This is a genomic window from Oscillibacter sp. KLE 1745, from assembly GCF_000469445.2.
Classification (GTDB): domain Bacteria; phylum Bacillota; class Clostridia; order Oscillospirales; family Oscillospiraceae; genus Oscillibacter; species Oscillibacter welbionis.
Window position 1 is genome coordinate 23,969 of record NZ_KI271783.1, and the last position, 12,241, is coordinate 36,209.

General features: G+C 55.3%; 20 protein-coding genes. 7 read left to right on the plus strand and 13 right to left on the minus strand.

What is annotated here, in order from left to right; genetic code table 11:
* The first annotated feature begins 33 nt into the window (after window positions 1–33).
* The 5 genes from HMPREF1546_RS17505 (at window position 34) to HMPREF1546_RS17530 (ending at window position 3,750) form a co-directional block, all read left to right on the plus strand.
* Window positions 34–594: a nitroreductase family protein gene (locus tag HMPREF1546_RS17505; protein WP_021750584.1), complete on the plus strand. Its 561-nt coding sequence runs from the start codon at window positions 34–36 to the stop codon at window positions 592–594.
* A 116-nt stretch (window positions 595–710) separates the two neighbouring features.
* The gene (locus HMPREF1546_RS17510) at window positions 711–1,097 is read left to right on the plus strand and encodes a RidA family protein (protein ID WP_021750585.1); all 387 of its coding nucleotides are present in this window, start codon (window positions 711–713) and stop codon (window positions 1,095–1,097) included.
* Window positions 1,098–1,243: 146 nt separating this feature from the next.
* The gene (locus tag HMPREF1546_RS17515; RefSeq protein WP_021750587.1) at window positions 1,244–2,515 is read left to right on the plus strand and encodes a serine dehydratase subunit alpha family protein; all 1,272 of its coding nucleotides are present in this window, start codon (window positions 1,244–1,246) and stop codon (window positions 2,513–2,515) included.
* A gap of 561 nt (window positions 2,516–3,076) precedes the next feature.
* Entirely contained in the window at window positions 3,077–3,472 is a 396-nt protein-coding gene (locus HMPREF1546_RS17525; protein ID WP_021750590.1) for a HEPN domain-containing protein, read from the plus strand.
* On the plus strand, window positions 3,451–3,750 hold the full coding sequence (locus HMPREF1546_RS17530; protein WP_021750591.1) for a nucleotidyltransferase domain-containing protein: 300 nt from the start codon (window positions 3,451–3,453) through the stop codon (window positions 3,748–3,750). Before HMPREF1546_RS17525 ends, HMPREF1546_RS17530 begins: the two co-directional genes overlap by 22 nt.
* Before the next feature lie 133 nt (window positions 3,751–3,883).
* Here HMPREF1546_RS17530 and HMPREF1546_RS19080 read toward each other — a convergent pair whose 3' ends face one another.
* The 6 genes from HMPREF1546_RS19080 to HMPREF1546_RS17550 form a co-directional block, all read right to left on the minus strand.
* Entirely contained in the window at window positions 3,884–4,090 is a 207-nt protein-coding gene (locus tag HMPREF1546_RS19080) for a hypothetical protein (protein WP_021750592.1), read from the minus strand.
* Window positions 4,087–4,779, minus strand: a complete 693-nt coding sequence (locus HMPREF1546_RS19785) for a site-specific integrase (protein WP_021750593.1) — start codon at window positions 4,777–4,779, stop codon at window positions 4,087–4,089. Before HMPREF1546_RS19785 ends, HMPREF1546_RS19080 begins: the two co-directional genes overlap by 4 nt.
* Before the next feature lie 115 nt (window positions 4,780–4,894).
* Window positions 4,895–5,524: an N-terminal phage integrase SAM-like domain-containing protein gene (locus tag HMPREF1546_RS19790; RefSeq protein WP_021750594.1), complete on the minus strand. Its 630-nt coding sequence runs from the start codon at window positions 5,522–5,524 to the stop codon at window positions 4,895–4,897.
* Window positions 5,482–6,345 (minus strand): tyrosine recombinase XerC, encoded by an 864-nt coding sequence (gene xerC, locus HMPREF1546_RS17540; protein WP_036631011.1) that lies wholly within the window; start codon window positions 6,343–6,345, stop codon window positions 5,482–5,484. Before xerC ends, HMPREF1546_RS19790 begins: the two co-directional genes overlap by 43 nt.
* Window positions 6,234–6,599, minus strand: a complete 366-nt coding sequence (locus HMPREF1546_RS19365; RefSeq protein ID WP_021750596.1) for a DUF6809 family protein — start codon at window positions 6,597–6,599, stop codon at window positions 6,234–6,236. Before HMPREF1546_RS19365 ends, xerC begins: the two co-directional genes overlap by 112 nt.
* 291 nt (window positions 6,600–6,890) lie before the next feature.
* Window positions 6,891–7,172 (minus strand): hypothetical protein, encoded by a 282-nt coding sequence (locus tag HMPREF1546_RS17550; protein ID WP_036631013.1) that lies wholly within the window; start codon window positions 7,170–7,172, stop codon window positions 6,891–6,893.
* 235 nt (window positions 7,173–7,407) lie between these two features.
* Between HMPREF1546_RS17550 and HMPREF1546_RS18580 the strand changes: the two genes are divergently transcribed.
* Both HMPREF1546_RS18580 and HMPREF1546_RS17555 read left to right on the plus strand, forming a co-directional pair.
* On the plus strand, window positions 7,408–7,593 hold the full coding sequence (locus tag HMPREF1546_RS18580; protein ID WP_083491058.1) for a hypothetical protein: 186 nt from the start codon (window positions 7,408–7,410) through the stop codon (window positions 7,591–7,593).
* Between the two features lie 28 nt (window positions 7,594–7,621).
* Window positions 7,622–7,828: a hypothetical protein gene (locus HMPREF1546_RS17555; RefSeq protein ID WP_021750598.1), complete on the plus strand. Its 207-nt coding sequence runs from the start codon at window positions 7,622–7,624 to the stop codon at window positions 7,826–7,828.
* Window positions 7,829–7,926: 98 nt separating this feature from the next.
* Here the strand turns inward: HMPREF1546_RS17555 and HMPREF1546_RS19795 are convergent, their stop codons facing one another.
* The 7 genes from HMPREF1546_RS19795 to HMPREF1546_RS17585 form a co-directional block, all read right to left on the minus strand.
* Entirely contained in the window at window positions 7,927–8,661 is a 735-nt protein-coding gene (locus HMPREF1546_RS19795) for a tetratricopeptide repeat protein (RefSeq protein ID WP_021750599.1), read from the minus strand.
* Window positions 8,627–9,898 carry a MobP3 family relaxase gene (gene mobP3, locus HMPREF1546_RS19800; RefSeq protein ID WP_021750600.1) on the minus strand — a complete coding sequence of 424 codons (1,272 nt, stop codon included), beginning with the start codon at window positions 9,896–9,898 and terminating at the stop codon, window positions 8,627–8,629. The genes HMPREF1546_RS19795 and mobP3 overlap by 35 nt, the downstream gene beginning before the upstream one ends.
* Window positions 9,886–10,314 (minus strand): hypothetical protein, encoded by a 429-nt coding sequence (locus HMPREF1546_RS17565; RefSeq protein WP_036631014.1) that lies wholly within the window; start codon window positions 10,312–10,314, stop codon window positions 9,886–9,888. The genes mobP3 and HMPREF1546_RS17565 overlap by 13 nt, the downstream gene beginning before the upstream one ends.
* Before the next feature lie 316 nt (window positions 10,315–10,630).
* Complete coding sequence (locus HMPREF1546_RS17570) at window positions 10,631–11,038, minus strand: helix-turn-helix domain-containing protein (protein WP_021750602.1); 408 nt, start codon at window positions 11,036–11,038, stop codon at window positions 10,631–10,633.
* Window positions 11,035–11,244 carry a helix-turn-helix domain-containing protein gene (locus HMPREF1546_RS17575; protein ID WP_021750603.1) on the minus strand — a complete coding sequence of 70 codons (210 nt, stop codon included), beginning with the start codon at window positions 11,242–11,244 and terminating at the stop codon, window positions 11,035–11,037. The genes HMPREF1546_RS17570 and HMPREF1546_RS17575 overlap by 4 nt, the downstream gene beginning before the upstream one ends.
* A gap of 15 nt (window positions 11,245–11,259) precedes the next feature.
* The gene (locus HMPREF1546_RS17580) at window positions 11,260–11,604 is read right to left on the minus strand and encodes a hypothetical protein (RefSeq protein WP_021750604.1); all 345 of its coding nucleotides are present in this window, start codon (window positions 11,602–11,604) and stop codon (window positions 11,260–11,262) included.
* Between the two features lie 324 nt (window positions 11,605–11,928).
* On the minus strand, window positions 11,929–12,241 hold a 313-nt coding region (locus HMPREF1546_RS17585; protein WP_021752194.1), incomplete at its 5' end, for a sigma-70 family RNA polymerase sigma factor.

A 12,241-nucleotide genomic window follows, 5' to 3' on the forward strand; every position in this document is an offset into this window, starting at 1 on the left:
AGAGTTTCTGCTTAAAAAAGGAAGTTGTGCTTTATGGAAGTCATGGAAGCCTTGCGCGGACGGCAGAGTGTAAAGAGCTATTTGCCGATACCGGTGGAGGAGGAAAAACTGCAAAGGGTCCTGGAAGCAGGGCAGCTGGCACCTTCTTCTTATAACTGTCAGTGCCGGAGATGGATTGTAGTGACAGATCCTGCTGTCAAAAAGGCAATCCATGATAAAGCTGGTACGCAGCCTATGATTGAACAGGCACCTGTTGTGATCGTAGTGTGCGCAACCCCTGACAAGGAACACGATAATATGATGCCGTGCGGTGAGGCAAAGCATCCCATTGATGCGGCTCTGGCAGGTGCGTATATGATGCTAGAGGCCTACGATCAGGGGCTTGGTACTTGCTGGCTGGGGGCATTTGATGCTGCGGCAGTGAAGGATGTTCTGGAAATTCCTGAAGATGTGAAAGTTGTTACGATGATCCCGTTGGGCTATTACGACGGCACTCAGCCCCGGAAAGATCGCAGGCCAATCAACGAGATTGTCAGTTACAACCGGTTTGACCGTTCCGACGAAGACATGGACGCAGGGAAGCAAAGCGAATGAAGTTTGCGGTTCCTGGGAGCCAGCGCTGAATCCCGCAGTATTTCCTTGCGCAGGAGCCTGCAGAAGGTGCTGGCTGTGCGGAAAGCAAACTTGTGGATTTAAGGAGGAATTATGTTATGAAGCATGAAAAAATTCAGATTGTCCCCCCGAACAGCTTGAAGACCAAATGGTCCCGCGCCATACGGTATGGTGATCTGATCTTTACCACGGCACATTCTGCCGCCCGTCCGGACGGTTCTATGCCGACTACCCCGGAAGAGCAGATCCGCGGTTGCTTTGAGAGCCTGAAGAATACCCTGGAGGCCGGGGGATCCGGAATGGATATGGTGCTTCATTGTGATTGTTTCCTGGCCCACCGCGAGGATTTTGCCCTGATGAACCAGATTTTCGATGAATATTTCCTGGGACAGGGTGTACCGACTACGCGCAGCGTCACAGAGGTGACTTTTACGGCGCCGAAGTTCCTTTTTGAGATTCAGGCCATTGCCGGTGTGAAAGACTAAAGATTCTTTGTTTCCCAAATAAAAAACTCAGAAGCCGGGGCGGCCTGCCAGCAGAGCTGTCCCGGCTTCTGTGCAATATTTTCCTGGCTCCTCCGCGGTAGACCTCTGGAGATCAGGTTGAAAAGCAGAAAGGGCTGCATACAGATATGAGACATACTCCGCATTACGAAAGCTATGTAAAGATTCTGACTGAGGAATTGATTCCTGCCATGGGGTGCACAGAGCCGATCGCGGTCGCGCTTGCCGCCGCTCAAGCTGTGAGTGTGCTGGGTGCATTTCCGGATGCCTGCCGGGTAGAAGTCAGCGGAAATATCATCAAAAATGTACGGGCGGTCACAGTTCCCAATACCGGTGGCTTAAAGGGGATAGAAACGGCTGTTGCTGCAGGAATCATCAGCGGCAAACCGGAATTGGGGTTGGAAGTACTGTCCCAGATCACGCCTGCGGAAATTGTGGAAATGCAACGTGTCTTGGAGAAAAAGATGATCCAGGTCCTGCCGGCAAAAACAGACCGCGTGTTTTATATTTCCGTAACATTGAGTTCCAGAACACACACGGCCAGCTGTGAAATTATGGATTACCACACCAATATCACGCGGGTTCAGCTCGATGGTAAGGATTTGATTGCGAAACAGACCGAGCAGGTGACCCCTGAAAAACAGACCGACCGCTCCGTTCTCAATGTGGCGGAAATCCTGGATTTTGCCGACTGCTTGGAAATCGACGACATAAAGGACGTCTTGAAGCGGCAAATTGACTATAATTGTACAATTTCTCAGGAAGGACTCAACGGAGACTGGGGGGCAGAAGTTGGCAAGACGCTGCTGGAACTTTACGGCGACACGCTCATGGTCCGGCTGAAGGCTGTTGCGGCAGCGGGATCGGATGCCAGAATGAGCGGATGTGAAAAACCGGTGGTGATCACTTCCGGCAGCGGAAATCAGGGTATGACGGCCTCTTTGCCGGTGATTGAGTATGCGCGGACAATCGGCGCGGATGAGGAGGCGCTGATGCGGGCACTGGCGGTTTCCGATCTGATTACCATTCATCAAAAGACGGGGATTGGACGCTTATCCGCTTTTTGCGGGGCTGTCAGCGCCGGATGCGGGGCTGCCTGCGGGATTGCCTATCTGGATGGAGTCCGCTTCGATGTGATTTCTAGAACGATCAGCAATACACTTGCGATTTGCTCCGGAATGATCTGCGATGGAGCCAAGTCCTCTTGTGCGGCTAAAATTGCTTCAGCAGTAGAGGCGGGCATACTGGGGTACCGCATGAGCCGTAGCCGTGGATTTGTAGATGGAGAGGGGATTGTTGGAAAGGATGTGGAAGAGACGATTGCAAATGTTGGCCGTCTTGCCCGCTGTGGAATGCGTCAGACAGATATGGAGATTTTGAATATTATGACTGGAGCGTGATGAAACGCTCTAAGCCTCCCCAGTCTTGCCCCCAGCCCCTGCCCGAGCCCCCCGGCGGCGAGCCTCTGCTTTGTCAGCGCCCCCCAGTTGCGGACACCCGCGCTGGGGGCCCTGGCCCGACGTTTTGCTGGGGCCATCGGTGGAGGAGGGGATGGGCAGTGCCCGCCTCCAAAAGGATGGGGTGGCCGTATTTTGCCGGCTCCCCGTCCACTGCACCGACCAGGCGCGGGAGACCCTGAAGGGGGTCAACTCCTTTGGCTGGGTGGTGCCCTACCACACCCCCGCCCACCCGCTGGGGGGAGTTGGCCGGCGCCGGGGAAGGCCCAGCAGACCGGCGAAGCATGGTCCTCCGGGATGATGGACCCAAGTGAGGCCATACACCGGAATGATGAGGATCGTTGAAATCTCCGCATCTCAGGACGGAAAAAGTTTCTTTGTTTACTGCATCGCAAATTTTAAGTTGGGGCTTTGTGTTATCCCATTTACATTATCCCATTTCTTCGCGGAAAACGCTTTTATTCCTCGGTCCATTATGGTATACTGCATATGCGAGGTGATGGCATGAGCGATTTTGATAAATCCGAATATTGGTTTGAAAGTGCTGAGTACGATTTGCAGACAGCCCGTGCCATGTTGGAGACTCGACGCCTGCTATATGTGGGTTTTATGTGTCACCAGACGATTGAAAAGGCATTGAAGGCCATCTTTGTTTCCAGAAAACCAGAGGAAGAATTACCGCACATTCATAAGTTGATGCGTCTGGCAAACTTGTCCGAGATTTCCAGCGAAATGAGCGAGGAACAGCTTTCCCTGCTGGATATGCTCAGTCCGCTGAACATTGAGGCCCGGTATCCGTTGCACAAATCCAGATTGCTGGAATCCCTGACCGTCGAGCGTTGTGAAAAAATGATTCAGGAAACGGGGGCGTTGTTCTTATGGATCAGGAAAAAGTGCTGAATATCGCAAAAGAATACGCCGCTGCCGTGCGGAAGGTCGTGGACGCCACCGCTATTTTTCTCTATGGTTCCTATGCCAAGGGAACTGCTACTAAGGACAGCGATATTGATATTGCTGTTGTCGTGGACAAAATCCCCGGCGATTATCTGAATACCATGACAACGCTTTGGCGGCTGACTCGCTCAGTCAACCACGATATCGAACCCGTCCTGCTGACGGCAGCCGATGACGAAAGCGGATTCCTTAATACCGTTCAAAAAACGGGAATCGCCGTCTGACCCAAACCGTGACCCAGACTGGAATCGGAACAGACAGGAGCCGGTGGAAACAACGGAGCGGACAGCAAGTGATTTCGAGCCAAAAGGGGCGGAAAGAACGGGATAGCCCGTTCTTTCCGTCCCTGACGTATCTTCACACGCAGGAGGTCACTGGTTCGAGTCCAGCAGTCTCCACCAAAAAGAGCCTGATTTCCTTTGGAATCAGGTTCTTTTCTTTGCTTTTTGTAACTTTTTCGCATTTTTGTAGTGCCCCGATTTTTTCCCGTTTTTGATTGACCACAGAAATACCACAGACAGGAAAACTCCCGCATCCGCGGAAGTTTCTTTTTTTCGCTTTCATGGCCGGCTCCCTGCTTCCCGGAGTTGCCTCCGCTCCGCCTGGATCTCCGCTTTCATGGTGGCAATCAGTGCCTTCAGCTTTTCCTCGCATTCTTCCTGGGTGTGGCCGTAGACATTCCGGGAGCGCTGCTTGCCGTCCGGCCCTCTGGGGGAATACCGCCCCTCCCAGAGGTGTTCACCGATTTGATGGACGCAGCCGGTGCCGGGCTTGCGCCGCTTCCCAGGGTCTGCCCGGAAGGTAGTCATGGTTGGGTGCTTCGTCTCCTGGGCTTCCTCGGTTGGTGCCTCCTGCTTTCCAATCCCCTGGTCGATTTTGGCCGCTGCCTGCCGCTCCATGGCTTTCGTCACGTGGGTGTAGACATTCAGGGTGGTGCTGGAGGAACGGTGCCCCACCACCGCCGAGAGGGTCTTGACATCCATGCCGTACTCCAGCGCCGTGGTCACGAAGGTGTGCCGGAGATCGTGGAACCGGACCTTGGGGCACTGGGCCCGCTTTAGGATCCTGCTCAGCAGCTTCCGAACTGCCGCCGGATCCCGGGGAACATCCTCCTTTTTGGGGGATGGAAAGATCCAGCGGGAATCCACCTGCTTCCGGTAGTGCCGCAGCTGTTCCGTCACAGCAAGCGATAGAACGATGGTGCGGACGGCGGCGTCCGTCTTGGGCTGGGACACTGTCAGCTTTCCCCGCACCCGGGAAACCTGTCTGCTGATGCGTAGCTCTCCAGTCCTCAGGTCCAGGTCGTCCCACTAGAGGGCCAGTAGTTCGCCCCGCCGCAGTCCTGCGGACAACTCCAGAAGAAGCAATTCATAGCAGCCGTCCTCCTTGGCCTGAATCAAAAGGCGCTGCATCTCCTCCCGGGTCAGCACCTGCATCTCCCGGCGTCCTTCCCCCCGGCAGCTTGCAGCCCTCGGCGGGGTTCACGGGGATCGGCCCCTCCTCCACCGCCTGGGCCAGCGCCGCCCGGCAGGTGATGTGGCAGCCCCGGACAGAGCGGTCGGACAATCCCGGTCCGTAGAGGTCTGTTCTGTTCAGCCGCCCGTCGTGCTTGAGCTGGTGGTAAAATTGCTGGAGGTTTGCCTCCGTCAGCTTGTTCAGAGGGATTTCCCCCAGAGCCGGGATGATGTGCCGGTAGATCCGCAGCTCATACTCCTGCTGGGTGCTGGGCCGGAGGGCAGGCATGGAACAGGCCTGATACCAGTGATCCAGCCACGCCCCGAAGGTCATGCCGGATTCGATCTCCTTGGGCTGCTCCGGAGGACGGCATTGCTCCCGCAGGGCTTTCAGCTTCCGCAGGCACTCCCCTTTCGTTTTGGCCAGGCAGTTCCTGGTTCTGGGATATCCCCGCTGGTCGTAGCCCACCACGCACCGCCCCTCCCAGCGGCCGTCCTTTCTCAGGTGGACGCTGCCGCTGCCGGGCTTTCTCCGCTTTGCCATGGTGCCAGCTCCTTTCCGAAGATGTCTGTCATGAAGGTGTCCATCACCTGGGCCGCCTGCCGCTGCATGTCGCCGGTGACGTGGGCGTAGGTGTCCAGGGTGAAGCTGGCCTTGGTGTGGCCCAGAATACCGGAGAGGGTCCCCTGCTTACTGTCAAAATCCGACCACATGAGGCCGCAGATCTCGCCTTTCCGCAGGCCTGTGGTGAGCTCCGTGTAGAAGAAGTCATACCAGATGGGGTCCTTCCGGATCTCCTCCATAAGCCGCTCCAGCTGGGCATCGTTGAGGATCTTTCTGGGGGCCGTCTCCTTTTTGGGCAACGTGACCCCCTGGGTGGGATTCTGGGGGATGAGCCGTGCCCGCACCGCCGCATCCATGGCCAGGTGAAATACCCCGTGGAGACGGCGGATGCAGGAGGCAGACAGGGCGTGGCCATACTCCGGGTCCTCCCGGATACGGCCATGCTTCTGGACATCCCGGTACAGCTTCCGGACGTCATCTGGAGTGATCTTGCTGATGGGCTTGCTGCCCAGGCGGGGCTTGATGTGGTACTGGATATGATGGCGGTATCCTTTCAGAGTGCTCTCCCGCACGGAGGGCGCCACCAGCTCCTCCAGCCATTGGTCCAGCCACTCCCCCAGGGTCATGCGGCTGTTCTCGGTGAGATCTACGCCCCGGTAGGTGCTCATCTCCCGGTGCAGCTTTTCCGTCAGGGCTTTCTGGCTCCCGGCGGACACGTAGCGGAAGATGGAGTCACCGTTTTCCTTGTGTCCCACCACGATGCGGCCCTCCCAGCGGCCATCCTCCCGCTTGCGCACCATGCCGTCCCCAGTCGGTCTGCCTCCAGTTCCTGCGCCAGGCCCCAGGCCAGCTTGAAACCGGCCATGAAGCTAGCAAGGGAGGTTTCCTCCCGGAGCAGATTCTGTGCATCCACCAGCCGCAGTAGCTTCCGCCGCTCCGGTTTTTGAAGGGTCTCCCGCAGTTCCTGCCGGAGGTCCTTGATCTCTTCCCGCACGTCCGCACACTCTGGTTCCCGGAAGAACCGCTGGTGCAGTGCCTGCATATAGTCGTTCATGTGTATCGCCTCCTATCAGCGACACACAATACCGTAAGACGCAGAGAATATCCAGGGATTTTGACCACAGTTCAGAAAGAATTATCATTTGCGTGGTTCGAGGGGCAGGGGCCTACTATTATTGTTTACTGCGACGCAAATTTTGAGGGATTAAGAGCGAATCGGATTTCCAATTAACAACAAAAAATCGGAGCACCCCAAAGGATACTCCGATCGTACGCGTATCATGAAATGGCCTGTGAAAGCCGGTAATACCTGTGGTTTATAAGCAGCAGACAAATCACTTTTATCTTAGATGGTCCGGTCAAGCACAGTGACCCGCGTGATCACATCGCGCAGGCGGTCAGAACCAACCATATAGTTCAGGACATCGTCGGCTGTTGCAAAGTACTGTGTAGTATCAGGCTGCCCCCACAGGTAGGCAATGATTCTTCTTCTGGAATGGCTGATACCATATTCCTTTCCATTCCAGATAAAGTTGATTTCACCGCCTTTGTCCACACACCATTTAAAATCACTGATTGAAACAAACTGATTCTGTTCGGGTGTATTTGAGGGGATCAAAGGAGTCATGGAAAAAATCTCCTTTCTGTGTATGAATCGCTTCAATAGAATGATCGGCATGGATCTATTGTATCACGATTACCACTGGAACGGGAGCGTCATCTTGTTTACTGCGTTGCAGATTTTGCACTCACTACATCCGACATTTTCTTTGCAATTCAGGAAATATTCTTCCTGATTTACAGCCTCTACGCTCGTATGCTACAATGCAAATAGAACCACTTCTGTCAGCGGAGGATTCTCTATGTCTCATCCCATTGAACAATCTATTCGAGCCGCTGAGCTATCTTTGCAGATGGAAGGGCTTACTGTGTCTGACACCTGTAAAAGACTCTGCTGTAAACTGCTTGCTGGTGAAATTTCACTGGAGCAATACTTGGCTTATGTAACATCCGGTTACCAGAAAACACAAAGCGCCGCGCAATTTTGACCCAATATTTTTAGGAGGTCTCTGCGGTATGTCAAAGGGCATTCCATCAGATGGTATTGTTTTTAAATTGGCCAGACTGGCTGTTGTCTCCGAATTAAAAAAGAAGCGGATCCTCAAGCAGCCCATTGCCAAATTTGATTCCAAGGCTGGAAAAGTATATCTGCTCCATGGCGACGGGACCCGTCAAGAATTTGGAAGGGTCAGCGGAACGCGTTACAGCGAACGGCATTGCTGAAATCAGCTTATCTTTCTGCTCAATACTCAGCAAAAATATAGTACCTTCAGACCGCCGCAGGGATAGCCTGCGGCGGTCATTTTTGCAATTAGGAATCCTTACCACCCTTTCATCGTCATACCGCCCCAGGTCTGGGTTTGTGTCTGCTCTTCCTCATGATCGTTGGGCTGGTGACCCAAAGCGACCCGCAGCTCCTGGAGTTCCTGCATCCGCTTGCGGTCTATGTGCAGCCGCGGCTGCGTAGGCACAGCAGGCACGTTGTCCCGGAAGATGTTGCTCATGTGGTAGAGCAGACGGCTCACCGTCATCAGGAGCTGCGGTCGCTGCCATTGATCTTGGCGTTCCAGGACATACCGAGCATAAGGATGACCATACGCATCCGCTATCCGGAAGCAGTTCCAAGCAGCCTCTTCATCTTTGGGAACGCCGTTGCCAGAGAGGTACAGCTTCCCCAGCAGGTAGCTGGCCCAGGGATGATTGTTGTCAGCCGCATAGCGGAGATACTCCGCCGCTTTGACTGCATCCTTTTGCACGAACTTGCCCGTTAGGTATTCCTTGCCCAGCCGGTAGGCGGCGTCAGTGTTCCCGTTTTGGGCCGCTCGCTCCAACCATTGAATACCATCATCAGCGTCATGCACCTCCGGATCATCAGAGAGATATAGCTTGCCGAGAGCATACTGGGCGGCCGGCAGATCTCGCTTTGCCGCCAGTTCCAGCCAGTGGGCGGCTTGTTCTGCGTCTGGCAGCAGCAGGCCGCCGTCGCGGTACAGCAGTCCCAGGAAGTATTGGGCGTGGACATCACCGTACTCTGCCAGCCGCTCCAGATCCTCCACCGCCTGGGTCTCTCTGGGCCAGAGGCAGATTGTTGTCTTCGATCCTGGCCCGCAGCCGCAGACACTCGTAGGAGGCAGTCAGGTTGTCCACCCACTCGCCCCGCTCTTCCATCTTCTCATCTTCGAAGGTGATCTTGCCCAGGCGGATATTCTCCGCCTCCCGGATGACGGCGTTTCGGATGGCACGGAACTCCTTCTGCTTTGACAGCGGCGGACGCTGCTGTTTCTTCCCCGAGTAGAACGCGTTCACCTGACACTGGAGTTCCCACCACTTTTGATAGCACTGATCCACGACAGGGATGTACTCCAGCTGATCCACGATCTCATCTACCTGCCGCTTCATGGGCCGCGGCAGGTACCCATAGGACTTCTTTCCGCTGATCTCACCCAGTTGCTGGGACAGATTCCAGAGCATCTGCTCCGCCCGGGTGTGCTCGCAGACCGTCTCCCGCATCTTCTGGGACAGTTCCAGCATGACTTTTCGCGTTTCACGAACCAGCTCGTCCCGGGAAACGGACTTCTGCTCATAGACGTGGAGCAGTTCCTGCTGAAAGATGTCGTTGGTGAGTTGTGACCTGATCGATCGAATCCCCTCCCGATCCAAGTGTGCTTGTCCCGGTTTCACCGACCACGCCATCATGTGGACGTGAGGATGGTGTCCTTCATCATGGAACGCCGCGTACCACCGGAAGTCCTGGGGCGGGATATGCATGGCTGCCGCGATGTCGTTGCGGTGCGCACGGAGTAAGGCCCGCCACGCCTGTGCGTTGTTGTAACCGAGGCGCTCCGCGTCTTCTCGATGCAGGGAGAGGATGTGCGTCCAGACGTTTCCGGTGTAGTGCTCCAGTTCGGACATGGCGGCGTCCAGATCCACATGGTCCGCGTCGCCGAATAGACCATGGTCACCCAGCCGCTCTGCACGAGGCCGGGTTGCGATGTATTTCATGTAGCCATCCGTCTGCTGCGCCTGCTTCCAGTGCTCCTCCAGCGCCAAGGTGATCAACGACGAGGCGTTAGCCTTCGTAGGTTTCTGCACGTAGTCCTCGTACTCCAGCAGCTCTTTCACATCCGGGAAGTCTTTCGCCAGCTTTGTGATGAGCTGTTTCTGCTTGCGGGTGGGCGGACGGTCATCCGGGATGATCTCCACCCGTTCCCGCGTCGCGATGTAGCGAAGATACCCACCGGCATTCTGTTTGCCGCACCGGATGTACGGACTCTTGACGATCAGTCTTGCCATTCATCATCACCGTCCCGCCGCTCCTGTGCGCGCTTGACGATCTGCTCCAGACGCAGTCGTCCGTTGAACTTCTTCACGCTGGCCACACTCTCCGCATGTTTTTTCCGCAGGTACGCTTCGTCCAGATTGACACAATCCGCGAGAACGCTTATGCCCATGTCCATTTCCACCGCTTGTTTGAAGAACAGCGACTTGAGCTGCTCTTTGAACTCCTGCAGCTGACCGTCGATAGCGGACTGGATCGCTGGCGAGAGCAGAACCCCGCTATCGTCTGATGCCAGGTAGTCCGCGTAGAAGTTCACCGCCTTTTCCACGAACTCGTTCATGCTGCGGCAGCCGGCGGCACTCTGCCAGCGTTCAATTTTCTCCCGGGTCTCCGGCTGCAGCCGAAGCTGGAGCCGTTCCTTCTCTGTCATGGGATTTTCCCTCCTTTTCCAGTAAGATGTCATGAAAAGCGCCTGTTTTCTAAGGCTATGGGCCTCTCTGATGTCACATTTCCTGGAAGGCCCTATTTGTGATGTCACTTCCGCAAATGCCGGAACTCCTTGGAACTGCCCGTACTGCGGGCAGTTGTACATGACAAAAGTGCCTCCGTGATGTCACCTCTTTATCCAGCTTTTCCTTTCGTCTTCCGCAGAGCCTCGAAACCGGCCCAAATTCGTCCAAAATCCCCGGGAGGGGCTGGGACCCTGCTGAGTCCCAAGCCACTCCACACAGGGCCTCACAGGGGGCTCACAGGGAGTCTTCTGCCTGCTGCTCTGCCAGCATCTTCTGCACCCGCTGCCGCTCTGTCTGGGCCTCAAGCGTACTCCGCTGCCGGGCGTAGTAGTCCCGCAATACCTCCTGGATAGACGGCAGGGTGTATTTGAGATTTCCGTTTCGGCGCCGTCCGCTTTTCAGCCGCACGTCTGTGGGCTCGGTGACGATCAGGCCGCGCTCTTCCAGGGCCAGTACGTACTTTCGCACCGTGTTTTCACTCATGCCCACCGCGCTGCCGATGGTCCGGTAGCTGGGCCAGCACTGGTGTGTCCTGCGATCCTCGCAGCGGCGCAGGTAACTGTATACCGCCAGCTCCCCAGCGCTGAGTCCCAGCTGGAACACTTCGTTGGGCATCGTGAAGTAGTTGTTCTGTGTTCTCATCCGCCACCTCCTGTGTGTGACTCCACCCACCGGATGAACGCGTCTTTTGGCACCACCATACGGTTGCCTACCCGCAGCACCGGGAAGCCGTCCTCATGCAGGAGTTCGTATCCGGATGACGGAGACACGCCCAGCACCTTCGCCACCATCTCCGCGTTGAGGAACAGCGGCAGGTCGTCATAGCTTTTGTACTCCGACAGCTTCATGCTTGTGCACCTCCTTTACTCGTTTTGTGTTCTGCCTGAACGAAGGAGCTGCAGGAACTCATCCACAGAGTGGACCATCCCCGCTTCCTTCATGTTCTGGTAGCGCACCATGTCGCAAATCATGTGGAAGTTTACCTCCGCGTCTTCCAGCAGCTTGTCCATGGCAAGGACCTGCTGGCCCACTGTGAGGGTTGTTTTTTTGCCGGGGTCTTTCAGATACGCCCGCACGGCATCTTCCTCCGGCATCTTCTCTCCCAGCACAGCTCTCATCTCATGGATCACACAGTCCAGCGTTTCTTTCTCACATTGCATCTTCAGAAGCATTTTCAAAAACCTGCGGTTGAATTTGGTTCCATCCATAATCCTGTACCTCTTCCTTCAATTGTCATTCATGGCTGCGGCCTTCAGCCATATCTCCGATGTGTGGAAGCGTCGTTTGGGGCACGATGGTTTTCTCAGATCCATCAGAGACATGAGCGCAGGAGAAAAAATCCCCTCATAAGGGGTAGGGATAAAATCACGGTTTTTTACAACCTATTTTTGCGAGATTTTCAATTTGTTTACAATGTGTGTCTCACGTCAACTCGCTGCGTTCTCACAACGCGGAAACCATTGCCCCTCACTTACTAGGACACTCAGAGGGCATTTGTAAACCAGAAAATGAAAAAAAGTTGAAGGGCCCTGTCAGATGACAGAGCCCTTCAGCTTTTCGTGGAGCTTTTTCAGCCGCTTTGATACCGCCATTTTGGACACGCCGTAGAACTTTCCGATCTCCTCCATGGTCAGACCCCTAGCATAGCGGAAATCAATCAGTTCGCGACTCTGGTAATCCAGAACCTCCATGGCTTTTTGCAGACTTTCAAGGCGGAGGGTCCAGAGTACAGGATCCTCCACGGGACGCCTGACGCATTCCGAGCCGGGCAGCACCGTTTCAAACTCACTTTTACTCAGATGCCTTTCGTCCTGCTTTTCCTGCGCCTGTTCCCGTTTCCGATCC

What these genes read in the sequence shown, in the direction of transcription:
- HMPREF1546_RS17510 (WP_021750585.1), top strand. Translation starts at nt 711, where the DNA reads ATGAAGCATGAAAAAATTCAGATTGTCCCCCCGAACAGCTTGAAGACC.
- HMPREF1546_RS17565 (WP_036631014.1), bottom strand. Translation starts at nt 10,314, where the DNA reads ATGACAGAGAAGGAACGGCTCCAGCTTCGGCTGCAGCCGGAGACCCGG.
- HMPREF1546_RS17555 (WP_021750598.1), top strand. Translation starts at nt 7,622, where the DNA reads ATGTCAAAGGGCATTCCATCAGATGGTATTGTTTTTAAATTGGCCAGA.
- HMPREF1546_RS17515 (WP_021750587.1), top strand. Translation starts at nt 1,244, where the DNA reads ATGAGACATACTCCGCATTACGAAAGCTATGTAAAGATTCTGACTGAG.
- HMPREF1546_RS17550 (WP_036631013.1), bottom strand. Translation starts at nt 7,172, where the DNA reads ATGACTCCTTTGATCCCCTCAAATACACCCGAACAGAATCAGTTTGTT.
- HMPREF1546_RS17505 (WP_021750584.1), top strand. Translation starts at nt 34, where the DNA reads ATGGAAGTCATGGAAGCCTTGCGCGGACGGCAGAGTGTAAAGAGCTAT.
- HMPREF1546_RS19365 (WP_021750596.1), bottom strand. Translation starts at nt 6,599, where the DNA reads ATGAACGACTATATGCAGGCACTGCACCAGCGGTTCTTCCGGGAACCA.
- HMPREF1546_RS17575 (WP_021750603.1), bottom strand. Translation starts at nt 11,244, where the DNA reads ATGAAGCTGTCGGAGTACAAAAGCTATGACGACCTGCCGCTGTTCCTC.
- HMPREF1546_RS17570 (WP_021750602.1), bottom strand. Translation starts at nt 11,038, where the DNA reads ATGAGAACACAGAACAACTACTTCACGATGCCCAACGAAGTGTTCCAG.
- HMPREF1546_RS18580 (WP_083491058.1), top strand. Translation starts at nt 7,408, where the DNA reads ATGTCTCATCCCATTGAACAATCTATTCGAGCCGCTGAGCTATCTTTG.
- HMPREF1546_RS17530 (WP_021750591.1), top strand. Translation starts at nt 3,451, where the DNA reads ATGGATCAGGAAAAAGTGCTGAATATCGCAAAAGAATACGCCGCTGCC.
- mobP3 (WP_021750600.1), bottom strand. Translation starts at nt 9,898, where the DNA reads ATGGCAAGACTGATCGTCAAGAGTCCGTACATCCGGTGCGGCAAACAG.
- HMPREF1546_RS17525 (WP_021750590.1), top strand. Translation starts at nt 3,077, where the DNA reads ATGAGCGATTTTGATAAATCCGAATATTGGTTTGAAAGTGCTGAGTAC.
- HMPREF1546_RS19080 (WP_021750592.1), bottom strand. Translation starts at nt 4,090, where the DNA reads ATGAAAGCGAAAAAAAGAAACTTCCGCGGATGCGGGAGTTTTCCTGTC.
- HMPREF1546_RS19790 (WP_021750594.1), bottom strand. Translation starts at nt 5,524, where the DNA reads ATGGCAAAGCGGAGAAAGCCCGGCAGCGGCAGCGTCCACCTGAGAAAG.
- HMPREF1546_RS17580 (WP_021750604.1), bottom strand. Translation starts at nt 11,604, where the DNA reads ATGGATGGAACCAAATTCAACCGCAGGTTTTTGAAAATGCTTCTGAAG.
- xerC (WP_036631011.1), bottom strand. Translation starts at nt 6,345, where the DNA reads ATGGTGCGCAAGCGGGAGGATGGCCGCTGGGAGGGCCGCATCGTGGTG.